Origin of the sequence: Serratia sp. X10, from assembly GCF_017811775.1 — a bacterium.
Lineage (GTDB): Bacteria > Pseudomonadota > Gammaproteobacteria > Enterobacterales > Enterobacteriaceae > Serratia > Serratia ureilytica.
In genome coordinates, this window is sequence record NZ_JAEIOH010000003.1 from 201811 (window position 1) to 223904 (window position 22094).

General features: G+C 63.6%; 24 protein-coding genes. 10 read left to right on the forward strand and 14 right to left on the reverse strand.

Annotated elements, in window-relative coordinates:
* Window positions 1-14 precede the first annotated feature (14 nt).
* Entirely contained in the window at window positions 15-905 is an 891-nt protein-coding gene (gene prpB / locus J9788_RS11260) for a methylisocitrate lyase (protein WP_182264888.1), read from the reverse strand.
* Between the two features lie 244 nt (window positions 906-1149).
* Between prpB and prpR the strand changes: the two genes are divergently transcribed.
* The gene (gene prpR / locus J9788_RS11265; protein ID WP_182264889.1) at window positions 1150-2751 is read left to right on the forward strand and encodes a propionate catabolism operon regulatory protein PrpR; all 1602 of its coding nucleotides are present in this window, start codon (window positions 1150-1152) and stop codon (window positions 2749-2751) included.
* A gap of 3 nt (window positions 2752-2754) precedes the next feature.
* Here prpR and J9788_RS11270 read toward each other — a convergent pair whose 3' ends face one another.
* Complete coding sequence (locus J9788_RS11270) at window positions 2755-3663, reverse strand: DMT family transporter (RefSeq protein ID WP_046896923.1); 909 nt, start codon at window positions 3661-3663, stop codon at window positions 2755-2757.
* 136 nt (window positions 3664-3799) lie between these two features.
* Between J9788_RS11270 and J9788_RS11275 the strand changes: the two genes are divergently transcribed.
* Window positions 3800-4234, forward strand: a complete 435-nt coding sequence (locus J9788_RS11275) for an Lrp/AsnC family transcriptional regulator (protein WP_042783967.1) — start codon at window positions 3800-3802, stop codon at window positions 4232-4234.
* On the opposite strand, the gene dinG is transcribed toward J9788_RS11275, so the two are convergent.
* The 4 genes from dinG to J9788_RS11295 all read right to left on the reverse strand — a co-directional run bounded on the left by dinG (window position 4235) and on the right by J9788_RS11295 (window position 7994).
* Window positions 4235-6433, reverse strand: coding sequence for an ATP-dependent DNA helicase DinG (dinG, locus tag J9788_RS11280; RefSeq protein ID WP_046896922.1), 2199 nt, complete (start codon window positions 6431-6433; stop codon window positions 4235-4237).
* Between the two features lie 66 nt (window positions 6434-6499).
* Window positions 6500-6892 (reverse strand): tautomerase family protein, encoded by a 393-nt coding sequence (locus tag J9788_RS11285; protein ID WP_046896921.1) that lies wholly within the window; start codon window positions 6890-6892, stop codon window positions 6500-6502.
* Window positions 6882-7214, reverse strand: coding sequence for a carboxymuconolactone decarboxylase family protein (locus J9788_RS11290; protein ID WP_182264890.1), 333 nt, complete (start codon window positions 7212-7214; stop codon window positions 6882-6884). The genes J9788_RS11285 and J9788_RS11290 overlap by 11 nt, the downstream gene beginning before the upstream one ends.
* A 123-nt stretch (window positions 7215-7337) precedes the next feature.
* Entirely contained in the window at window positions 7338-7994 is a 657-nt protein-coding gene (locus J9788_RS11295) for a glutathione S-transferase family protein (protein WP_182264891.1), read from the reverse strand.
* Window positions 7995-8234: 240 nt separating this feature from the next.
* Between J9788_RS11295 and ompC the strand changes: the two genes are divergently transcribed.
* The 3 genes from ompC (at window position 8235) to J9788_RS11310 (ending at window position 11206) form a co-directional block, all read left to right on the forward strand.
* Window positions 8235-9332 carry a porin OmpC gene (gene ompC, locus J9788_RS11300; RefSeq protein ID WP_046896918.1) on the forward strand — a complete coding sequence of 366 codons (1098 nt, stop codon included), beginning with the start codon at window positions 8235-8237 and terminating at the stop codon, window positions 9330-9332.
* Window positions 9333-9511: 179 nt separating this feature from the next.
* The gene (locus tag J9788_RS11305; protein WP_046896917.1) at window positions 9512-10360 is read left to right on the forward strand and encodes a GNAT family N-acetyltransferase; all 849 of its coding nucleotides are present in this window, start codon (window positions 9512-9514) and stop codon (window positions 10358-10360) included.
* Between the two features lie 15 nt (window positions 10361-10375).
* Entirely contained in the window at window positions 10376-11206 is an 831-nt protein-coding gene (locus tag J9788_RS11310; protein WP_182264892.1) for a 5'-nucleotidase, lipoprotein e(P4) family, read from the forward strand.
* A gap of 3 nt (window positions 11207-11209) precedes the next feature.
* On the opposite strand, the gene J9788_RS11315 is transcribed toward J9788_RS11310, so the two are convergent.
* From J9788_RS11315 to J9788_RS11325, 3 genes are all read right to left on the reverse strand, one after another.
* Complete coding sequence (locus tag J9788_RS11315) at window positions 11210-11728, reverse strand: GNAT family N-acetyltransferase (RefSeq protein WP_182264893.1); 519 nt, start codon at window positions 11726-11728, stop codon at window positions 11210-11212.
* A gap of 2 nt (window positions 11729-11730) precedes the next feature.
* Window positions 11731-12300: a helix-turn-helix domain-containing protein gene (locus J9788_RS11320; protein WP_182264894.1), complete on the reverse strand. Its 570-nt coding sequence runs from the start codon at window positions 12298-12300 to the stop codon at window positions 11731-11733.
* Between the two features lie 134 nt (window positions 12301-12434).
* Window positions 12435-13889, reverse strand: coding sequence for an MFS transporter (locus J9788_RS11325; protein WP_182264895.1), 1455 nt, complete (start codon window positions 13887-13889; stop codon window positions 12435-12437).
* Window positions 13890-13992: 103 nt separating this feature from the next.
* On the opposite strand from J9788_RS11325, the gene J9788_RS11330 reads away from it, so the two are divergent.
* The 4 genes from J9788_RS11330 to J9788_RS11345 all read left to right on the forward strand — a co-directional run bounded on the left by J9788_RS11330 (window position 13993) and on the right by J9788_RS11345 (window position 16632).
* Complete coding sequence (locus J9788_RS11330) at window positions 13993-14646, forward strand: metalloregulator ArsR/SmtB family transcription factor (RefSeq protein WP_046896912.1); 654 nt, start codon at window positions 13993-13995, stop codon at window positions 14644-14646.
* Between the two features lie 179 nt (window positions 14647-14825).
* Window positions 14826-15320 carry a DUF2878 domain-containing protein gene (locus tag J9788_RS11335; RefSeq protein ID WP_046896911.1) on the forward strand — a complete coding sequence of 165 codons (495 nt, stop codon included), beginning with the start codon at window positions 14826-14828 and terminating at the stop codon, window positions 15318-15320.
* Between the two features lie 108 nt (window positions 15321-15428).
* Window positions 15429-16352, forward strand: a complete 924-nt coding sequence (gene yedA, locus J9788_RS11340; RefSeq protein WP_182264896.1) for a drug/metabolite exporter YedA — start codon at window positions 15429-15431, stop codon at window positions 16350-16352.
* A 103-nt stretch (window positions 16353-16455) separates the two neighbouring features.
* Window positions 16456-16632, forward strand: coding sequence for a hypothetical protein (locus J9788_RS11345; protein WP_004939348.1), 177 nt, complete (start codon window positions 16456-16458; stop codon window positions 16630-16632).
* Here J9788_RS11345 and J9788_RS11350 read toward each other — a convergent pair.
* Window positions 16620-17531: a LysR family transcriptional regulator gene (locus J9788_RS11350; protein ID WP_033637627.1), complete on the reverse strand. Its 912-nt coding sequence runs from the start codon at window positions 17529-17531 to the stop codon at window positions 16620-16622. The genes J9788_RS11345 and J9788_RS11350 overlap by 13 nt on opposite strands.
* Window positions 17532-17665: 134 nt before the next feature.
* Here J9788_RS11350 and J9788_RS11355 point away from each other — a divergent pair, with 134 nt between their 5' ends.
* On the forward strand, window positions 17666-18385 hold the full coding sequence (locus J9788_RS11355) for an SDR family oxidoreductase (protein ID WP_182264897.1): 720 nt from the start codon (window positions 17666-17668) through the stop codon (window positions 18383-18385).
* Window positions 18386-18391: 6 nt separating this feature from the next.
* On the opposite strand, the gene J9788_RS11360 is transcribed toward J9788_RS11355, so the two are convergent.
* The 4 genes from J9788_RS11360 to J9788_RS11375 are packed head-to-tail and all read right to left on the reverse strand — an operon-like array spanning window position 18392 to window position 22044.
* On the reverse strand, window positions 18392-19153 hold the full coding sequence (locus tag J9788_RS11360; RefSeq protein WP_182265125.1) for a phosphate/phosphite/phosphonate ABC transporter substrate-binding protein: 762 nt from the start codon (window positions 19151-19153) through the stop codon (window positions 18392-18394).
* Window positions 19154-19181: 28 nt separating this feature from the next.
* Window positions 19182-19955, reverse strand: coding sequence for an ABC transporter permease (locus J9788_RS11365; protein WP_046896907.1), 774 nt, complete (start codon window positions 19953-19955; stop codon window positions 19182-19184).
* Entirely contained in the window at window positions 19952-20887 is a 936-nt protein-coding gene (locus J9788_RS11370) for an ABC transporter ATP-binding protein (protein ID WP_046896906.1), read from the reverse strand. The genes J9788_RS11365 and J9788_RS11370 overlap by 4 nt, the downstream gene beginning before the upstream one ends.
* Window positions 20884-22044, reverse strand: a complete 1161-nt coding sequence (locus tag J9788_RS11375) for an ABC transporter permease (RefSeq protein WP_072628081.1) — start codon at window positions 22042-22044, stop codon at window positions 20884-20886. Before J9788_RS11375 ends, J9788_RS11370 begins: the two co-directional genes overlap by 4 nt.
* Window positions 22045-22094 lie beyond the last annotated feature (50 nt).

Here is a 22094-nt window from a genome sequence, read left to right on the forward strand (position 1 = left end):
TGCGTGAATGGCGCTTATTCGTCGCGTTGGCGAGCGAACAGAGCGTCGAGTTTCTCTTCGAACAAATAGTAGTTGATGCTTTCATACAGCTCGTTGCGGGTCTGCATGGTGTCGATGACGTTTTTCTGCGTGCCCTCTTCGCGCAGGGCGCGGTACACCCGCTCCGCCGCCCGATTCATCGCCCGGAAGGCCGACAGCGGATACAGCGCCATATCCACCCGGGCGCTGCGCAGCTCCTCGGTAGTGAACAGCGGCGTCGCGCCGAATTCGGTGATGTTGGCGAGGATCGGCACCTGCGTCGCTTCGGCGAAGCGGCGGTACATGCCCAGCTCGGTGATCGCCTCCGGAAACAGCATGTCGGCCCCGGCCGCCACGTAAGCCTGAGCGCGCTCGATGGCCGCCTCCAGCCCCTCCACCGCCAGCGCATCGGTGCGCGCCATGATCACGAAGTCCGGATCGCTGCGCGCATCTACCGCCGCCTTGATGCGATCCACCATCTCTTCGGTGGAGACGATGGCCTTATTGGGCCGATGGCCGCAGCGCTTGGCGCCGACCTGATCTTCGATATGCAGCGCCGCCGCCCCGGCCTTGCTCACCGAGCGCACCGTGCGGGCGACGTTGAACGCCGATGCGCCGAAACCGCTGTCGACATCCACCAGCAGCGGCAGCGGGCAGACATCGGTGATGCGGCGAATATCGGTCAACACATCGTCCAGCGTCGAAATGCCCAGGTCCGGCAGCCCCAGCGAACCGGCCGCCACGCCGCCGCCGGAAAGATAGATGGCCTGGAACCCCGCCTGCTGGGCCAGCAGGGCATGGTTGGCGTTGATCGCGCCGGCGATTTGCAGGGGTTTCTCTTTACTCAGGGCCTGACGAAAGGCGAGCCCGGGTGAGCGCAGCGTCATGACGTTCTCTCCGATTAGCTAGATGAAACAGACATAGCAAGAGGCGGGCCAGGTTGCACTTTGGCGAGGAAAAAATTAAAAGCGATAAAAATAAAGATGTTACAAAAACTGCTGCGCCTATCGCCAGGCTAAGGGATAAAAAACGTTTCAGTTAACGTTTCAATCGATGTTTCACACAGCTCATTTGAAACAAGGTTGAAACCGGGCTACACCTAATGCAGCCACTTTCATTCGGTAACCTACCATGAGCGATCACATCACGCCGTCCCGCACGCCTGACAAACCGGTGATCTGGACCGTCTCCATCACCCGCCTGTTCGATTTGTTCCGAGATATCAGTCTCGAGTTCGACCATCTGGCGACCATCACCCCGATCCGTCTCGGCTTCGAAGAGGCGGTGCAGCATATTCGCGATCGCCTGGCGACTGAGCCTTGCGACGCCATCATCGCCGCCGGCTCCAACGGTGCCTACCTGAAAAGCCGCCTGTCGGTGCCGGTCATTTTGGTCAAGCCCGGCGGCTTCGACCTGCTGCAGGCGCTGAGCCAGGCGCGCAGAACCGCCGACCGGATCGGCGTCATCACCTATAAAACGCCCCTGCCCGCGCTGATGGAGTTCCAGCAAACCTTCGATCTGCCGCTGGAGCAGCGCAGTTACGTCACCGAAGAGGACGCGCGCGGACAGATCGCCGAGCTGAAAGCCGCCGGTATTCAGGCCGTGGTCGGCGCAGGCCTCATCAGCGATCTGGCGGAAGAAGCCGGGCTCACCGCCATTTTTCTCTATTCCGCCGCCACCCTGCGCGCCGCTTTCAGCGATGCGCTGGACGTAACGCGCCTGATGCTGGGCGGCGCCAAGCGCGGCGGCGATTACGCCGCGCGCGATACCCTGCAGCCACGCTATGGGCTGGGCGATTTGCAGGGCGACTCCCCGCAGATGGAGCAGACCCGGCGCACCATCATGCTGTACGCCCGCTCGCCGGCGGCGGTGTTGATCGAAGGCGAAACCGGCACCGGCAAAGAGCTGGCGGCGCAGGCGATCCACCGCGAATACTTTTCCCGGCGCGGCGCGCCGTCCAGGGGCGCGACGCCGCCGTTCGTCGCCATCAACTGCGGCGCCATCGCCGAATCGCTGCTGGAGGCGGAGCTGTTCGGCTATGAAGAAGGCGCCTTCACCGGTTCACGGCGCGGCGGCCGACGCGGGCTGCTGGAAACCGCCAACGGCGGCACCCTGTTTCTGGATGAGATCGGCGAAATGCCGCTGCACCTGCAAACCCGGCTGCTGCGGGCGCTGGAAGAGAAAACCATCACCCGGGTCGGCGGGCAACAGCCGGTGGCGGTCGATTTTCGCGTTATCAGCGCCACCCACACCCGCCTGGAGCAAGCGATTCAACAGGGCGATTTTCGCGCCGATCTGTTTTACCGCCTGAGCGCCCTGCGGCTGCAGCTGCCGCCATTGCGGGCGCGCGGCGACGATATCGCGATGCTGGCGGAACACTTTCTGAAACAGTCGCTGGCGGCGCTCGACGTGCCGCTGACGGAGCCGCTGCGCGCCGCCCTGGCCGGGTGTTACGCCGCGCTGGGTCATTACGCCTGGCCCGGCAACCTGCGCGAGCTGCGCAACATGATGGAGCGGGTGGCGCTGATGCTGAGCACCGGCGTCGCGCCGAGCGGCGAGACCCTGCAGTGGCTGCTGCCGGAGCTGGCGACGGTCTCGCCGCCCGAGACGCAGGCGGCGCCCGTCTCCGCCCACGAAGCCCTGGCGCGGTGTGGAGGCGACCACGCCGCCGCCGCCCGGTTGCTCGGGATCAGTCGCACCACTTTATGGCGTCGGCTGAAAAAACCGAACTGAGCATCAGCCGGCGCGCCGGCCGTCCGAGGCCGGCAGCAGTCGCGCTCGCCGATCGCCCAGCAGGTTCATGCCCGCCGCCGCCAGCAGGATGATCGCCGTCCCCAGCAGTTGCCATGCCGACAGCCGATGGCCAAACGCCAGGCGATCCACCAGCATGGCGGCGATCGGGTAGATGAACGACAGCGAGCCGATCAGGTGGGTCGGCAGCTTCTGCAACGCGCCGTACATCAGCACGTACATCAGGCCGGTATGCAACACGCCGAGCGTCGCCAGCATCCCCCACTGGCCAACGCTGGCCGACGCATGAAAATCCACCAGCGGCAGCAGCATCACCGCCCCCACCGTCACCTGAATCAGCGCAATAAGATGCGGCGGCGTGCCTTTAAGCCGCTTGGCCGCCAGCGCCATCAGGGCGTAAAAAAAAGCCGCGCCGAGCGCCAGCGCGATGCCCGCCAGATAATGGCTCTGCTCCCCCGCCTGCCGCGGCTGCGCCAGCACCACCAGCATCATGCCGCCGAACGCCAGCCCCAGCCACAGCAGCTTGCGGGCGGTCAGCCGTTCCCCCAAAAACAGCGCCCCCAGCCCCACCAGCATAAATGGCTGGGTGTTGTACACCGCGGTGGCGATGGAGATAGAGGCATAGGAATAGGCGGCGAACAGCAGCAGCCAGTTGATCACCAGCGCGACGCCGCCGGCGATCGCCAGCAGCAGCGTGGCGCGCGTCAGCGCATCGCGGCGCAGCTGGCCCAGCGCGCCGCACACCGCCAGCAGCACCAGCGCCCCCACCGCGCAGCGCCAAAACACCACGTTGACCACCGGCTGGCCGGACATCAGCACAAACCAGCCGATGGAGCCGGAAATCAGCATCGCCGCCGCCATCTCCAGCGAGCCGCATTTTATCTCTGTATTCATTCTGCGTTCCTCAAAGCTTGCCCAGAGACATAGCTTGCGGCTTCGCAGGGCGGCTTTCCATAGCATAAAAAAGGCAGATATGCTTAACTGCCTTTTTCTCGCAGCTACAATCAAGAAAACACCTAACGGAGGCGTTATGGATGATATCGATCGCCAAATCCTGACCATTCTGGCGGAAGATGCGCGCGCATCGTTGAAAACGCTGAGCGCGCAGGTGGGCCTGTCGTCGCCGAGCACGTCGGAAAGACTGCGGCGGCTGGAGGAAAGCGGCGTGATCCAGGGCTATACCCTGAACGTCAATCTGCAGGCGGTGGGTTACGCCTTTCAGTCGCTGGTGCGCATCAAGCCGCTGCCGGGCATGCTGAAGAAGGTCGAACAGCTGATTCAGGCGATCCCGGAAGTGGTCGAATGCGATAAGGTGACCGGTGAAGACTGCTTTATCGTGCGGCTGGTGGCGCACTCGATGGAACAGCTCGACCACACCCTGGATCGGCTGGCCGAGCACGCGCAGAGCAACACCTCGATCGTGAAAACCACGCCGGTCAAGCGCCGCCTGCCGCCGCTGCTCTGATCAACGCCGCCGTTTGCGGGCGAACGGGTTGCCGCGCTTCTTCTCTTTTTTAGTCGCGTCGGCGGCGGATTTCAGCGCCGCCAGATGCGCCTTGTCGGCCTCCGGCACCGCGCGCTGCTCAATCGGGAACACCGGCAACGACGCCAACAGCCGCGAACCGTAGTTTTTGGTCAACAGCCGGCGATCGTAGATCACGATCTCGCCATAACATTGGTTGCTGCGGATCAGGCGGCCGACCTGCTGGATCAGGTTGAACGAGGCGCTCGGCAGGCTCTGCACTTCGAACGGATAACGCTTCAGCGATTTCAGCCACTCGCCTTCGGTGATGATCACCGGGCTGTCGATCGGCGGGAACGCGATTTTGTGAATATGCACCTGGGTCAGCAGTTCGCCTTTCAGATCCAGCCCTTCGGCGAACGATTGCAGCCCCACCAGCACGCTGGCGACGCCCTTCTCCACCCGCTTGCGGTGCTCTTCCACCAGCCGGTAGCGCGGCTGGTCGCCCTGCACCAGCAGCATCAGCCGCAGATCGGTCACGTAGCTGAGGAAAGTCTGCATCGCCCGGTGGCTGCTGAACAGGATCAGCATGCCTTTGTGCTTGCCGCTCGCCTGCTCGGCGCGGAAAAACCGCGCCATTTCCTCAAGGTGCTCCGCCTCGTTGGCTAGCGCCGGTTCATAGCGCATCTGCGGAATGACAATCTTGCCCTGTTCGACGTGATTGAACGGCGATGAGAGCGTTTCGAAGCGATCGCCGGCCTTCTCGCTCAGCCCGCTCATCTCTTGCAAACGCGCGAAGCTGTTCAGTGAACGCAGCGTGGCCGAGGTGACCACCACGTGCGGCACCTTGCGCCACAGCAGCTTTTCCAGCTGATCGCTGACGCGAATGCCGACGCAGTGCAAATACAGATGGGTGACGTTATCGCGCAGTTCGCGCGTGACCCATTTGGAGATCGGCGCGTTGGACGACTTGTCGAGCGCCGCCAGCCGCCACAGCTTGCTCATCGCCTCCAGATAGCCCAGCGTGCGGCTCATCTGAATGATCGAGCGGTGCAGACGCATGATGTCGTGCTTGCCGGTCTGTTCGGTCAGATCGTTAAGCACGAACTCCGCCAGCCCGCGCAGCGCATCGGTCAGTTTGAACAGCCGTGCGCAGCTCTCCACCATCTCCGCGGGCAGCTCGCCCATTTCAAAACGGTGCTCGGCCGCCACGCTATCGCCGGGCAGATAGGCGCTGACCTGATGCTCGAAGATCTGCACCAGCTCGCGCAGCTCCTCGCAATGGTTTTTCAGCCGTTCGCTGTTGGCCAGCCCCGGCGGATTCTTCGGCCGGTACTGCGTCATGCACTGCTCGACCTGGCGCACGATCATGTCCAGCTGCAGGTTGGTCGACAGCGCGGTGATTTCCCCGTCGATCTCCAGCGCGTCGCGCGCCACCTCCGGCAAATGGTGGCCTTCGTCCAGCACCAGCAGCAGCTCTTTCGGGTTCGGCAGCACCGATTCCGTCTCCAGCGCCGCCATCACCAGCGCGTGGTTGGCCACCACCACGTCGGCGCTCTCGATCTCTTTGCGGGCGATATAGAACGGGCATTCGCGAATGTAGTGACAGTTGCGCCCCAGACAGTTGGCCTTGTCGGTGCTCAGCTTGGCCCACAGCGGATCGTCGATGCTCTGCTGATAGTGATCGCGCAGCCCGTCCCACTCAAAGCGGGCCAGCGCCTTGGTCAGCTTCTGACACAGCGCCTGCTCTTCACCGCTGGACGGTGCCAGCTCGTCGTCGAGAAACAGCGTCAGATCGCCCTGTTGGCTAACGTCGGTGCTCATCGCCGCCAGGTTGCGCGGGCAGACGTAACGCCCGCGGCCAAAGGCACCGGTAAATTTCAGATCGGGAATAATCTTCTTCAGCAGCGGCAAATCCTTGCTGTAGATCTGATCCTGCAGCGCCACGTTGGCGGTGCTGACCACCAGCGGTTTGCTCTCCGCCCGCCCGACGGCGATGCCCGGTATCAGGTAAGACAGCGTTTTGCCGACGCCGGTCGGCGCCTCAATCGCCAGATGGCGCGGGTAGTCGCCGGCCAGCGTCTTCGCCACCTCGGCGATCATCTGACGCTGGGGCGCGCGGGAAATGAAATCCGGTATTTGCTGCTGCAGGGCTTTGTACCACTGGCCAATCTGATCTTTAACTGCGGAGGAGAGCGCCATTCAACTCTTATCTAAACGAAATGATGGCGCTATTGTCCCACAGACCGCCGGCGGCGTCAGCCCGAGTTACGTCTGCGGATCGATCATCGAGGCGCGCCCGGCGCCGAACGACCATTCGTCCAACCGGGTGGTGGCGATCACCACCATCACATCCTCGGGGTTCAGCCGCAGGTTTTCCGCCAGCAGCGTCGCCAACCGCCGGTAAAAACGCCGCTTGGTGTCGCTGTCGCGCGGCCGCCCGGCGGTGATGTAGAACAGCACGAAATCCGCACTGCGCGGCCCGCCGAGATAGTCGCGATCGTAGATAAGCTCACCGGGGCGGTATTGATCGATCACCTGAAATTTGTCCGCCGGCGGCACCTCGAACGCCTCTACCAGCGCCTGATGCAGGCTGTCGGACAAGGTTTGCAGATAGTCGGCGGATTTGCCCTGATGCAGGGAGATGCGGCTAAACGGCATGGGGCGCCTCCGGTTCAAGCTCGCGCAAGCGCGCCACGGCCGACGCCGCCGCGGGCCAGCCGGCGTAAAACGCCAGGTGGGTGATGAGCTCCACCAATTGCGGGCGATCGACGCCGTTGCGCTGCGCCAGCTGCAGATGAAACGGCAGTTGCTCCAGGCGGTTGAGCGCCACCAGCGCGGCGACGGTGATCAGGCTGCGCTCGCGCGGGCTCAGCTCTGGCCGCTGCCAGACATCGTCAAACAACACGCTGTCGCTGAGCTGCGCCAGCTTGGGGGCGATATCGCCGAACGCCTGTTGTCCGGCCCGGGATTCTGATGGCATCACACTCTCCTGTCAGTTGCGGATAGCCTTACGCTACCCGCCGACGAGGCGAGTGAAAATCGGGATTTTCGGCAGTCTCGGTTCAGAAAAACGGGAGGGTTCCCCGCCGACGGCGGGGAGATGTCACGATTCCAGCGGCGCAACGCCGTCGAAATGGGCGCTCAGCAGCGCATTCAGCTCCGGCCGCTGCTCCACCCGTGCGGCGATGGCGTAAAGCCGCGGGCAGTGTTGCCGGAACCACGCGCGCCCCGGCCGCCAGTTGCACATCACCGCCACGTACAGATCCAGCGCGCTGAAGCTCTTGCCGAGAAACCACGGGCCGGCGGCGCCGGCGGCGGCGTTCAACTGCCGCAATAAACGCTCGCGATAGCTCATCACTGCGTTTTTCAGCTGTTCCGCCCCTTCCGTTTTCGGCTGCCAGCGCTGCGGATGGTCGGCGTAGGTGAAAGTGGGATAAATCTCCGCGTTGATGAACAACAGCCAGCGTAAAAAGCGCGGCAACAGCGGCGAGCCGCCGGGCGGCGCCAATTCAGCGTGCGGCGCGCGATCGTGCAGCAGCAGGATAATCGCCGCGCTCTCCGTCATCACTTCGTCATCAGGCAGCACCAGAGTGGGGACCTGGCCGAGCGGGTTCAACGCCAACAGGCGATCCCGCTCCGGGCCGTCCTGAGTGTAATCCACTTCCTCGTAGCCCCAGGGGAACGCGGTCAGCACCAACGCGGCGGCCACGATGGTCGAGCCACACCCCTGCGTACCGAACAATGTATAAGTATCGTGCATGATTCCTCCGGAAACCGATCAGGCTATCGGTAACTGTAGACCAGCCGCCGACCGTCGGTTGCAGAAAAAATTCACCCTTTGCGCGACTTTTTTAATCGTTCGACATGAAAATGAATTTTTTGTCATAAATAGATCACATTACTACGGTAAAAATTCTCCGCCGCCAACAACCGGACGGCACAGTAAAGCAGCAATGCAACTGATGATAGCGTCTTTTAATCGAATAAAGCAGGGTAACCCATGAAACGTAATCTTCTGGCCGTTATTATTCCGGCACTTTTACTTGCGCAAGCGGCACAGGCAGCAGAAATCTACAATAAAGACGGCAACAAACTCGATTTTTACGGTCGTGTGAAAGCCCTGCATTATTTCTCCGATGATGCCGGCAACGATGGCGATAAAACCTACGTCCGTATCGGCTTTAAAGGCGCCACCCAGATTAATGACATGCTGACCGGTTACGGCCAGTGGGAATATCAGATCGCCGCTAACCATTCTGAATCCGACGGCACCAAAGACACTAAAACGCGTCTGGGCTTCGCCGGCCTGAAATATAAAGACCTCGGTTCTTTCGACTACGGTCGCAATTACGGCATTATTTACGACGTCGGCGCCTGGACGGATATGCTGCCTGAATTCGGCGACGACGCGTACGTCAAAACCGACAACTTCATGAACGGCCGCACCAACGGCGTCGCTACCTACCGTAACAACAACTTCTTCGGTCTGGTCGACGGCCTGAAATTCGCCGTCCAGTATCAGGGCAAGAACGAAAACGACAGCCGCTCCGCCAGCAAGGCGAACGGCGACGGCTGGGGTCTTTCCTCCAGCTATGAAATCATCGACGGCCTGAGCGTGGGCGCCGCCTATGCCTCTTCCAACCGCACCGCCAGTCAGAAAGCGGGCACCTTCGGTAAAGGCGACAAGGCCGATATCTGGGCCGCCGGTCTGAAGTATGACAACAACGATGTCTACCTGGCCGCGACCTACTCGGAAAGCCGCAACATCGCGCCAATTTCCGGCACCGCCACCATCAATAACCGCTCCACTTCCGTCAGCGGCTTCGCCAATAAAGCCGAAGGCCTGGAACTGGTTGCGCAATATCAGTTCGACTTCGGTCTGCGTCCATCGCTGGGCTACGTTCAGCAGAAGGGCAAAGATATTGAAGGCATCGGCGATGCCGACCTGGTGAAATATATCGACGTCGGCGCGTACTACTATTTCAACAAGAACATGTCGACCTATGTGGATTATAAAATCAACCAGCTCGACAGCAATAACAAGCTGGGTCTGAAAGACGACAACGTGATTGCCGTCGCCCTGACCTATCAGTTCTGATGTGATGAATGAATAACCACCACTGCAAACTTTAGCGTCACTTGATACCCAGAGTTTTATTTCGCCGGGCGGCTGCGTCCGGCTTTTTTGTTTTTATTTTCCCCGCCGGCGAATGCCCCCGCTTGCCTTGCCAAACAAACGGGTCTACATGTATAGCTTTCCTCCGAGCGGAATCAGCCATGCATAACGACGGTCGGTTTAACTATCACAACGCCGTGCGCTACAGCAGCGACGAACTGGCGAACATCCTCAACCACTGTTTTGAAAACTACATCGTGCGTTTCGTCCTCGACGGGCCGACCTTCGCCGCCCGCTTCGGCGCCGAAGATCTCAGCCTGAACGACAGCCTGATCGTCACCCATCGCAATGAACCGGTGGCGGTGGTGCTGATCGCTCGCCGCGGCCGGCACAGCCGGGTGGCGGCCTTTTCCGTGCGCCCGGAGATGCGCGGCCAGGGGCTGGGCAAGGCGCTGATGCAGCGCGTGGTGGCGGATGCCCGTCAGCGCGGCGACCATCGGCTGTCGCTGGAAGTGATCGAAGGCAACGACGCCGCGCTGGCGCTGTACCACCGCGCCGGGCTGCGTATCGTGCGCACCCTGACCGGCCATCAGGCGCCGGCGGCCGTGCCGCCAGGCAAGGCGGTGCTGCAGGCGGTCGACCCGCTGACCGTCAGCCATCGCCTGACGGCGGAAGGCGCCACCGACCTGCCCTGGCTGATCGCCCCTGAATCGTTGTTCAAGCTGCCGGGCAAACCGCAAGCCTATACGCTCAATCGTCAGGTTTACGCCGTGGTGATGCCCGGTGCCGAGCATTGCTGGCTGCGTCTGATCTACGTGCCGCCGCAGCACCGCGGCCAGGGGCATGCCCGCGCCTTGCTGGCCGCGCTGCAAGCGCAGTTCGCCCCTTTGCCGCTGACCGCCAACGTCTTTGTGCCCGAGGTGGCCGCCCCCTTCTTTACGCATCTTGGCTGGCGGCAGGATCCCCTGCGTCAGTTCGAGATGGATATGCTGCTGGACAGCCCACAATAAAAAAGAGAGATAACAATGGCAGGAAAACAGGTACGCACACTCACCCTCGGCGCGGCGATGGGCGTCGCGCTGCTGACCTTGACCGGTTGCGCGCAGCCGCCGCACACCGATGCGCAGGCCCAGCAGCGGCTGGCGGATCAATCGGTGCTGGCGGTCAACTGGTTCCAACAGTCCGGCGAATACCAGGCGCTGGCGCATCAGGCGTTCAACAGCGCGCAGCGCGCCTTCGATCAGGCCAGGGCCGCGCCAGGCCGTAAAAAGGCGGTGGTGGTCGATCTGGATGAAACCATGCTGGATAACAGCGCCTACTCCGGCTGGCAGGCGCAGCAAGGCCGACCGTACGACGGCGCGACTTGGGCCAAATGGACGCAGGCCGAACAGGCCGCCGCAGTGCCGGGCGCAGTGGCGTTCGCCCGCTACGTCAACGGCCATCAGGGGACGATGTTCTACGTATCGAACCGCAAACAGAGCGACTACGCCGCCACGGTGGCCAACATGCAGAAGCTCGGTTTCACCGGCCTGTCGGAAAAAACCGTGCTGCTCAGCACCGACACCGCCAATAAGCAGGCGCGCTTCGACGCCATCAAACAAGCCGGTTATGACATCGTGGTGTACGCGGGCGACAACCTGAACGACTTCGGCGCCGCGACTTATCACCAGGATAATGCGCAGCGCCGGGCGTTCGTCAGCGACAACCAGGCTAAGTTCGGCACCGAATTCATCGTGCTGCCCAACCCGATGTACGGCGATTGGGAAAGCGGCCTGGCCCGCGACTACAACAAGCTGACGCCGCAGCAAAAGCTGCAGGTTCGCCAGCAGGCGATCAACGCCTGGCGCGGGCGCTAACCCTCACAGCAGTTTATACATATAGCAGGTGGCCTCCAACGCCCCGCCGTCGCTGGCGCGGGCGTATTGCGGGATATCGCCCGCCGACTCGAACCCCAATTGACGGTACAGCTCCTGCGCCGCGCTGCCGCTCAGGGTATCCAGCACCAACAGGCTGCGCTGATGACGCGCCGCCAGCGCCTGCACTTCCTGCATCAGCAGCCGGGCGACGCCCTGCCGCCGAGCCTGCGGGTGCACCATCAGCTTGACCACTTCCGCCCGGTGGCGGCCGTTGTCCGGCATCGCCAGTAACAGCTGCACGGTGCCGACCGGCCGGCCGTTCGCGAGCGCCACCAGCATCGCACGCTCTCCCCGCGCGATGGCCGGCAGCAACCCCTGCCAAAACGCCTGCGCCTGCGTCAGCGTAAAGGGCATGACAAAACCGATGCTGGCGCCGTGCGCCACGCTGGCGTGCAGCATTTCGGCCAATTCGGCAATGGCGCTTTGCGCCGCGCCGGCGTCCCACTGTTGCAATTCGATCATGGCTATGGCCTGCAAATAACGAGGGTGTAATGGGCCGGCTCATCGCCGGGGACATGGAAACGGGAGGCGCCGAACAGGCGGTAGCGCAGGCAGTCGCCGGATGATAACCGGAAAACGCGCCCTTCCAGCGTCAACTCCAGCTGCCCGGACAGCAGCCAGAGATGGTGCTCCAGCGCCGGAATCGACGGCAGGTCGTAATCGATCTGCGCGCCGGCATCGAGCCGGGCTTCGATAAATTCGGCCTTATACAACGCAGCAGGGGGAGAAACGGAGCGACGGTGAAAACCGCTGGCGCGATCGACCCACACCGGTTGCTGCTGCGGCCGCAACAGCTCCGGCGGCTCGTCTTCGATCTCGCTCAGCAGGCGCGACATGGTCAACCCATAGGCGGCGCACAGCCGGTTCAGCAACGACGCCGTCGGGCTGGTCTCGGCGCGCTCCACCCGCGAGAGCGTCGCCCGGCTAAGATCGGTGCACTGCGCCAGCTCCTCCAGCGACCACGCCCGTTGCCGGCGCAAATCCGCCAGCCGCTGCGCCAACCTCAGGTCGGCATTGTCCAGACCGTTATCCATCGCTCACACTCCGCTTGAAAATCCCATATAAGAGAAATAATCTCAAATTAGAGATATAGCAAGCGGATTTTAACAATGTCGCGCAGGAATAACGCCAGGATCACCGCAAACATCGCCGAATGAGGAGAAGCGTTCTAGCACTCGCGCGAGGACGGGTTGGGTACAAAATTGCCCGTCTCGGCGGCCGGCGGCGCGATCGCGGCGCAGCGCCAGGCGCTGAATACCGCCAGCAGCGGCGCCAGCGCGAACGCCAGGAACAGCCAACGCGCCGCCGATGTCGCGCCCGCCGCGCCGCCCGGATCGTTCAGCCCCGCCAGGTTGGCGGTCATCCCCGCCAGCGCCGCGCCGAATGCGGTGGCGAACAGCTGCACCGTGGTGATCGAGGCGCCGGCGATGTCTTTGTCCGCTTCAGGCGCCACCTGCAAAATGCGCGTCAGCAGATGCGGCCAGCCGAAGCCGATGCCGAAACCCACCAGCGACAACGCGATGACGATCGGGGTCAGCGCCTGCCAGTGACCGCCGGAGGGCGTCGGCATCAGGATCGCCAGCGCCAGCAGGCCCACCAGCACGAACAGCGGCCCGCTGACGATCGCCCGGCGAATGCCCGCCCCGCGCCAGCCGGAGCTGAGGATTTCGGACAACGTCCAGCCGGCGGCCATGGTCGCGGCGATATAGCCGGAGATCAGCGGCGACTGGCCGTGCAGCAACTGCAGGAAATAGGGCACGAAGATTTCGCTGGTCATGCCGATCACTAGCAACGACACCGTAATATAGAGCGCCGCCAGCGATGAGCCGCGCCGCAGCGCGCCGTGCGGCAACAGGCGCGCGCGCGCGCGCGCCTCGCGCTTCATCAGCCAGGCCATCAGCGCCAGCGAAAGCGCGATGCCCGCCAGGTTGATCCAGACGCTGTGCGCCAGGCTGCCGGCGGATACCACCAGCACCGCCACGGTCAGCAACAGCAGCTGCGCGGTCGGCAGCGGCGCGGCCGCCTGCTGCGTCTGGCCCTTGGGCAGGATGAGGAAGGTAAACGCGGCGTACAGCGCCATGATCGGCAGCAGAATGCCGAAAGCCCAACGCCAGGCGTGCAACTCGGCAAAAATGCCGCCTACCGCCGGGCCGACCAGCGTGGCGATGCCCCACATCGCCGAGATAAGCGCCATGGCGCGCGGCCACAATCGCTGCTCGAACACCAGATTGATCATCGCGTAGGAGAGCGCAAAGATCAGCCCGCCGCCGAACCCCTGCACCGTGCGGCCGATCAGCATCACCGGCATGCTCGGCGCCAGCGCGCACAGCGCCGCCCCGGCGAGGAAGAACAGCGAAGCGACCAGATAGGCGCTGCGCGCGCCGTAGCCACTGAGCAAGCGGGCCGACAGCGCGGAGCCGAGGATCGACGCCACCACGAACAGGGTGGTGTTCCAGGCATAGAGATCCAGACCGCCGATATCCTGCACCACCGAGGGCAGAATGGTGGTGGCGACCAGAATATTGATGGCATGCAGCGCCACGCCAAGCGAGAGCGCGATCGCACTGGCCGCATTTTTGCCGGAGAAAAGGTCACTCCAGCGGCTATCATCATGGGTTATCACGGTTGTTGTCCTGTTTTCAGAGGAATGGCATTGAGTTGGTCATGAGATTGCGTTAAATTTAACAAGGGTTATCTTGGAATAAGTTAGGGCGAGGCGGAGAAATATGTCAAGAATAAACTTGGAAAATGGCGGCAGCACCGCACAATCGGTCAGTGACCGCTTGCTGACGCTATTGAAGACCCGCGGCCCGCAGCAAGCCTCAGACGCAGGAAAAGTGCTCGGCACCACCGGTGAAGCGGCCCGGCAGCAGTTCGTCAAGCTGGCGAAAGAGGGGCTGGTCGAAGCGGTAGCGGAAACGCGCGGCGTGGGCCGCCCGGTGCAGCTGTGGCATTTGACTGCCGCCGGTAACGCACGCTTTCCTGACACCCATGCGGATCTGACGGTGCAGCTGCTGCGCACCGTGCGTGACAAACTGGGTGAACAGGCGATCGACCTGCTGATCGAGACCCGTGAGCAGGAAAACCGCATCAACTACAAGCAGGCGATGATCGGCGCCACCGATCTGCGCGAACGCGTGGCGCGCCTCACCGAGATCCGCTGCCGCGAAGGGTATATGGCCGAATGGCGTCAGGAGGAAGACGGCGCCTATCTGCTGGTGGAAAACCACTGCCCGATCTGCGCCGCCGCCACCGTCTGCCAGGGCTTCTGCCGCGCTGAGCTGAGCATCTTCACCGAAGTGCTGCAGGCGCAGGTGGAGCGCGCCGAACACATTCTGGCCGGCTCACGCCGCTGCGCCTACCGGATTTCTCTCTTGTAACACCGGTTTTTGCCCGCGTTTTCAACCGGTACAGATTATTCTGCTTGTGCACCCCGCACCTTCCCTTCTAAGGTTGAATTATCGAATATTCAGGCAAACAACGGGCCCCGCGCCCGTTCTGACACCTCCGTCGGCGCGCTGCGCGCGCGGCGGCAGAGTAACCCCACGGGAGTTGAACGATGAAGAAGCCGCATGCCGGATTCTGGCTGGCGACGCTGGGGCTGGGCGTCTGCTGGCTGCTGGCGCTGCTGACTCGCGATCGGCTCAACGGCATACTGCTGGCCGGTGCGGCGCTGGCGCTGATCTTTACCCCCGCCGCCCGCCGCAAGGGCGCCGCCCTGGCCGCCTTGGGCGGCATCGGCATGGATGGTCTGTGGAGCTACAGCGGCGTGCTGCATTACAGCGGGCAACACGGCCTGCCGCTCTGGACCATCGCGCTGTGGATCGGCTTCGGCTGCTGGTGGTATTGGCTGTTGGACGTGGTCAGAGCGGCGCCCTGGCCGCTGGCGGTATTGGGCGCCGCCCTCGGCCCTTTCGCCTACGCCGTCTCCTGGAAACTGGACGCCCTGCTGCCCGGCGTGCCGCCGGAGTTCATGCTGCTGCTGCTGGCCATCGGCTGGTCGATTTATCTGCCGGCCGTCAGTTGGCTGCAGTGGAAACAGCAAGGCCATTGAACGGCTTTCGGCCGCCGGAAAAATAATGCCGCAGGCCATTGCTTATCGGTTGCCCGATCGGGTTTACTGAGCGTTCTAATAATAATCATTCCCGCAAAATACAATCCTATGCTTAGCCAACAAAGCCGTAGCGTCCTGCCGTTGATCGGGGCGTTGTTCACGTTATATATCGTTTGGGGTTCCACCTATTTCGTCATTCGTCTGGGCGTCGAACAGTGGCCGCCGCTGATGATGGCCGGGATTCGCTTTCTGCTAGCCGGCATCGTGCTGTTCAGTTTCCTGGCCTGGCGCGGCCACGCGCTGCCGACGCCGAAGCAGTGGCTGGCCGCCGGCGCCATCGGCATTCTGCTGCTGGCGGTGGGCAACGGCCTGGTGACGGTGGCGGAACACCAACATGTGCCCTCCGGCATTGCCGCGGTGATGGTGGCGACGGTGCCGCTGTTCACCCTCTGCTTCAGCCTGCTGTGGGGCATGCGCAACACCAAGCTGGAATGGGCCGGCATCGCGCTCGGGTTGGTGGGCATCGTGCTGCTTAATACCGGCAACAACCTGGTGGGCAATCCGACCGGCGCGCTGCTGATTTTGCTGGCGTCGGCCAGCTGGGCCTTCGGATCGGTGTTGGGATCGCGCATCTCGCTGCCGGCCGGGCCGATGGCCGGCGCGGCGGAGATGCTGGTCGCCGGCGTGGTGTTATTGGCAGCCAGCCAGCTGAGCGGCGAGCGCCTCGTTCAGATGCCGAGCACCGCCGGCTTTCTGGCGCTGGGCTATCTGATCGTCTTCGGTTCGATGCTGGCGATCAGCGCCTATATGTTCTTGTTGAAGAACGTGCGCCCGGCGGTCGCCACCAGCTATGCCTACGTCAACCCGGTGGTGGCGGTGCTGCTCGGCATCGGTTTTGCCGGTGAATCGCTGGCGCCGCGCGAGTGGCTGGCGCTGGTGATCATCGTGGCGGCGGTGGTGCTGGTGACGCTGGGAAAATACCTGTTCGCCCGCCCGGCCAACGTACAGGCCATCGACTGCGAACGGCGATGATCACAAAGGGCGGTCTGCGGGCCGCCGTTAAAAACGATTCTTGTTTCACCCGGCGAAGGGGCTATAATTCCCGCTGTTCCAAGCAACCTGCGAAATTATTCCTATGCTGAAAAAAGCGTTCGTCATCGTCATCGCCCTGTGCGCCTTCGGTTCTCTGGGCGGCGTATTCCTCGCCGGGCTGAACATCTACACCCGTTCCACCACCCCGCACGAAGAAAGCGCGCCTGCCGGTGATACCGCCGCTACGCCGGCGCAAACCGAAACCCTTCAGGCCAAGTGATCGTCCATCCAGCGCTGGCAGCGCTGCTGTAAAAAGCGCTGCAGTTGCCTGACGCGCTCCGACACCTGCGAACGATGCGGGCAGACCAGATTGATCGGCACCGCGTCGCTGCGCCATTCCGGCAACAGTTGCACCAGCCGCCCGGCGTGAATGTCGGCCGCCACGTCGATCGCCGACTTGCGCACCACGCCGTGCCCCGCCAGCGCCCAGCGCCGCGCCACCTCGCCGTCATCGGTAAAATAGCTGCCGTTCAGCGGCACTTCGACCCCCTCCTCACCGCGCCACAGCCGCCATTCCACCTGCCGTTTGCCGCTGGGCTGATACACCAGAATGCTGTGCCGGGCCAGATCGGCCGGCGTTTGCGGCGCGCCGTGACGCCGCAGGTAATCCGGGCTGGCGCAGATCAACCGCCGATGCTGCGGCAAGATCGGCAGCGCCACCAGCGAAGAGTCGGCCAGCGGCCCGAAGCGCAACGCCACGTCCACCGGTTCGCGGAACAGGTCGGCCTGCCGATCGTTGATCAGAAGCTGCAGCTGAATATGCGGATGCTGCAGGCGGAACTCATCCAGCCAGCAGAGCAGCAAATTGCGGCCAAAATCCGACGGCGCGGAAATCTGCAGCACCCCGGACAGCCCCTGATGCTTCTCGCGGATCGCCTGCTCTCCTTCGGCTAACGCGCCCAGCGCCAGGCGCGCGCTGTCGAGATAGCGAGCCCCCTCCTCCGTTAACCTCAGGCTGCGGGTGGAACGCACCAGCAGCCGCGCGCCCAACTGCTGCTCCAGCCTTTTCACCGCAATGCTGGCCGCCGCCGGCGTCATGTCCAGCGCGCGCGCCGCGGCGGAAAAACTGCCACCGTCCACCGTGCGGACAAACACCTCGAGATCGACAAATGAGGTCATCTGCTCCCCCTCTTTTTAGCCCAATCAATTATTAATATTAATTTACAAGTGTTTGCTATTAGGCGGGCTTTTTTCCTCATTTTCAATCAGGAAAGATAGATCCCGTTGAAACTTACCTAAAAAGAGGCCTTAACATGACGATTCCTGACTCCCCCCTGAAACGACAAAAGCTGGTGATCCTGGGCGGCACCAGCGGCATTGGCGCCGCGGTGGCCTACGCAGCGGCGGCGCGCGGCGCTGAAGTGGTGCTGGCTTCGCGCCGCCTTCCCCACGCCGGGGAGAAAAACGACGCGCTGCATCTGATGCAGGCCGATCTGACCGATGAAGCGTCGCTGCATGCGCTGTTTGCCGCCGTCGGCGCTTTCGACCATCTGGTGATCACCGCCGGGCCGCTGGTGCAGGCGAAACCGCTGGCGGAGACTGATTTTGAGCAGGCGCAGGCCGACTTCAACGTCAAATTCTGGGGCAGCTTGCGCGCGGTGCAGGCCGCGCTGCCGACGCTGGCACCGCAGGGCTCCATCACCCTGACCTCCGGCCAGCTGTCGCGCAAATACCTCGGCGGTCAGTTGATCAAAACCGGCATCAACGCCGCGCTGGAAGCGGTCGGCAAACAGCTGGCGAAGGAACTGGCGCCGCGGCGGGTGAACGTGGTCAGCCCCGGCATCACCGCCACCGAAGCCTACGACGGCATGGGCGCCGCGCAGCGTCAGGCGCTGTTCGAGCGCGTGAGCGTCAGTCTACCGGTCGGCCGGATCGGCCAGACGGCCGACGTCGCAGCGGGTTACCTGCTGGCGATGGAGAACGGTTTCGTCACCGGCAGCGTGATCGACATCGATGGCGGCGGCCTGCTGTAACGGCGGCTAGAGCGCTGTTACGCCCTGTGCGGCGGCCTGCTGCTCCAGCACGGTGATAATCTGGTAGGCCGAGCGCGGCACCAGGCTGAAATCGCCGATTAGCAGGCGGTCGCTGACCGCCTCATCCAGCATCGCTCGGGCGCCGGCGCGCAGGATGTCCACCTGTTCCGGCGGCGTGCCGGCTGCGGTGATCAGCGGCAAACCCGGCACCGCCGCCGTGCGGCCGATGATTTTCAGCCCCTCCAGCGCCTGCGGCTGCGCGCGGCGCAGCAGTTCCATGCTGATGGAATCGATGGCGGCGATATCCGCCTGCCCGCTGCGGATCAGTTTCAGCGACTGATAATGCGCCCCGGAGGCGATAGCCGCACCGAAGAATTTCCCGTCCTGCGCCAGCGGTGCGATCAGCGCGCGCAAGCCGTTGTAGCCGGACTGGGAATCGGTGCTGTTATACGCCACCGTCCGGCCGCGAAAATCCGCCAGCCGTTCCCCGGAGTCGCCTGCGCGCACCACCAGCCAGCTGCGGTAATTAGGCCCGTCGCACCCTTCCACCCGATAATGATAGGTTCCAATCAGCTGCACCTGCGGCAGGCTGCTGACCAACGGATAACCACAGGTTTGGCTGAGCAAGAGATCCTCGCGCCGCCAATGCCGCGCCAAATCGTCCGGCCAGCTGAGCCGTTCCGGCGCCGCCGGCAGCCCCAGCCGCAGCAGCTTGCCGCGCAAGACCTGCCAGAAAGCGTCGGCCTGCTCCCGGCCAACGCCGTACATCGGTAGAGACACCTGCATCATTTCCCCCTTACCCCGCCGGAGTGGCCGCCAGCGTCTGCTGACGCCAGGCGGTGAGATAACGCACCCAACGTTCGAACAGCATATCGGTGATAATAGCCAACAACGCCACAACCGCCGCGCCCTGGATCACATAGGCGGTGTTAAACCCGGTCAGGCCGATGATGATCGGCGAACCGAGCGTTTTGGTACCGACGGTGGAAGCGATGGCCGCCGTGCCGATGTTAATGATCACCGACGTGCGGATCCCGGCGACAATCACCGGCGCCGCCAGCGGCAGTTCAACCCGCCACAGTATTTGCCAGGCGCTCATCCCCACGCCGCGGGCGATCTCGCGCGTGGCGGGCGGCACCGATTCGATGCCCGCCAGCGTGCCCTGCAGGATCGGCAGCAAGCCGTACAGCACCAGCGCGATGATCGCCGGCTGCTCGCTGAACCCCATCACCGGCACCGCCACCGCCAACACCGCCACCGGCGGGAAGGTCTGCCCCACCGCCACCACCGTTTCCAGCAGCGAACGAAACTCCCGGCCGCCACGTCGGGTCACGGCGACGCCCGCCGCCACGCCGAGAGCCACCGCAATCAGGCTGGAGATCGCCACCAACGACAGGTGCGCCCCCACCAGCGCGATAAAGCTGTCCTGCTGATAAATGGGCCGGTCCAGATCGGGGAACCAGGCGGCGAACAGGCCGCGCAGATGATCCATGCCGAACACCAGCGCCAACAGCAGCGCCAGCGTCCAGGGCAGCGGATCGCGCAGCAGGCGCCAGAGACGCCCGCTCATGACAGCGCCTGCCCGGCGATCAGATCGTGGAAGTGCAGAACCCCCAACGCTTCGCCCCGTTCATCCACCACCGGCAGGCAGTCGCTGCCGCGCGCCACGAACACCGACAGCGCCTCGCGCAGGCTCATGGCGGCGGCGATCGGTTCGCCCCCGGCAACACCGGGCCGCACCCGCTCCGCCACCGTCCCCAGCGACAGCAGCTTGATGCCGCGATCGCTGCGCCCGAAGAAGTCACGCACGAAGTCGTTGGCCGGGGCGGTCAACAGCGTCAGCGGCGTGCCCTGTTGCACCACCCGCCCCTGATCGAGCAGTACCAGGCGATCCGCCAGGCCCAACGCCTCGTCGATGTCGTGCGTCACCAGCACAATGGTGCGGCCCGAGATCTGATGAATGCGGGCGATCTCCGCCTGCAGCGCCGTGCGGGTGACCGGATCCAACGCGCCGAACGGTTCGTCCATCAACAACACCTCGGGATCGGCGGCGAGCGCGCGCGCCACGCCAACCCGCTGCTGCTGCCCGCCGGAAAGCTGGTGCGGGTAGCGGCGACGAAACAGATCCGGTTCCAGGTGCAGCAGCTCCAGCAACTCGGTAACCCGATCGCGAATGCGCGCGCGCGGCCATTTCAGCAGCTGCGGCACGGTGGCGATGTTCTCCTCCACCGTCCAATGTGGAAACAGGCCGATCGATTGGATCGCATAACCCATGCGCCGCCGCAGATCCTGCGGTTTAAACGACTGGATCTCTTCGCCGGCAAAGAGAATCTTGCCCCGATCGTGTTCGATCAGGCGGTTGATCATTTTTAATGTCGTGGACTTGCCGGAACCCGAGGTGCCGATCAACACGGTGAATTCGCCCTCGGCGATGTGCAGCGTGAGATCGTCCACCGCCGGCTTGCCCTGAAAAATTTTGCTGACTTGCTCAAAGTGAATCATCGGCGCGATACGTCCAGGATTGAAACCCAAAATTTAAACAGCGAATCGACGATGACCGCCATCATGACCACCGGGATCACCCCCAGCAGAACCAGATCCAGCGCGCTGCTGAGCAGCCCCTGAAACACGATGGCGCCAAAGCCGCCGGCGCCGATCAGCGCCGCCACCACCGCCATGCCGACGGTTTGCACCGCCAGAATACGCACACCGGTCAGGAACAGCGGCAGCGCCAACGGCAGTTGCACGCGCAGGAAGATCTGCCCGCGCGTCAGCCCCATGCCGGTAGCGGACTCAATCACGCCGGCCGGCACGCTTTGCAGCCCCGCCACCACGCTGCGCACCAGCGGCAACAGCGCGTACAGCACCAGCGCCACGATCGCCGGCGCCATGCCGATACCGCTGACGCCGTGTTCCGCCAGCCAGGGCACTGCCGCCGCCAGCCCCGCCAGCGGCGCGATCAGCAGGCCGAACAGCGCGATGGAAGGCACGGTCTGGATAATGTTCAGCGCGGAGAAGATCGGCCGCTGCCAGCGCTCGGAGCGAAAACACAGCACCCCGAGCGGCACGCCGATCGCCAGCGCCGGCGCCATCGTCGCCAGCAGAATGGTCAGGTGCTGCAGCAGCGCGGCGTCAAACACCTCCTGCCGATTGTGGTACTCCTTCAGCAGCGACAGCTGATCGAGCTGATGGCCGAACAGCAGCAGCGCCGGCGGCACCAGCACCAGCGCGTTGCCGAGCATCCGCCGCAGGTGCGACGCGGTGAGGCGCGTCATGGCGTCGGCGGCGATCAGCAGGCTCAGCGCCATCGTCAGCCAGGCACCGCTGCCCCAAGAGGTGCGTGCCAGGCGCGATCCCTCCTGCGCCAGGCGTTCGGCGGCCTGTCCGCCGATCCAAAAGACCAGCGTCAGCACCCCGCAGGCGGCCAGCGCCGTCAACAGCGCACGCCCCCGCGTCGGCGGCAACAGGCTGAGGATCGCCAACGCCGCCAGCGGCAACAGCAGCCACAGCGCCGGGCCGTGCAGCAGGGAGAATAAAGACAGGCTTTTACCCGACAGCAGACGATTGGGGGCATAACTGAGGAACGGCAGGCCGAAGGCGGCCAGCAGCAACAACACGAACAGCGTTAACAACACGCGATGTTTTACGGCAATAGTCAAAGAAACTCTCCGGCGCCATCGGTTTTCCCCCTCTCCCGTAACAAGAGGGG